Here is a 598-nt window from a genome sequence, read left to right as displayed (position 1 = left end):
GCTCGTCAAGAAGCAGCTAAAGCAGCAGCAGCTGATGGTGAAGCGTTCCTAAAAGACAACGCTCTACGTCCAGAAGTTAATGTTCTTGAATCTGGCCTACAGTACGAAATCATCAATGAAGGTACTGGCGAAATCCCAACAGCTGATAAATCTGTACGTGTTCACTACCACGGTGAACTAACAGACGGCACAGTATTCGACAGCTATGTATCTCGCGGCCAACCAGCTGAGTTCCCAGTAACTGGCGTAATTAAAGGTTGGGTTGAAGCTCTACAACTAATGCCTGTAGGTTCTAAGTGGAAACTATACATCCCACAAGACCTTGCGTACGGTGAACGTGGCGCAGGCGCTGCAATCCCTCCATTCGCAGCACTAGTATTCGAAGTTGAGCTACTAGATATTCTATAATTGAGACTTTTCTCAATGACCTACATAAAGCGGCGCATTAGCGCCGCTTTTTTTATAAAATAATAGAAGTTATCAGTCAGATGACCTAAAAAAAATAAATACAACAAATAAGTTAAAACGCTCAACCGTCGGAGGTACTATGCGTAAAACTCTCCTAACTTTAGCTCTCCTATCAGTGAATATTGGCAGC

1 protein-coding gene is annotated in these 598 nt (G+C 43.5%); it reads left to right on the top strand.

The window, feature by feature from the left end; all coding sequences use genetic code 11:
- Positions 1-408 (top strand): FKBP-type peptidyl-prolyl cis-trans isomerase (locus tag R7F64_RS24095; protein WP_318072177.1); only part of this gene is annotated, 408 nt, incomplete at its 5' end.
- Positions 409-598 lie beyond the last annotated feature (190 nt).

It is taken from the genome of Vibrio sp. Vb1980, assembly GCF_033338615.1.
In the GTDB taxonomy this organism is placed as follows: domain Bacteria; phylum Pseudomonadota; class Gammaproteobacteria; order Enterobacterales; family Vibrionaceae; genus Vibrio; species Vibrio alginolyticus.
The sequence above is the reverse complement of the archived record's forward strand: the minus strand, read 5'-3'. Positions and strand labels throughout refer to the sequence as shown.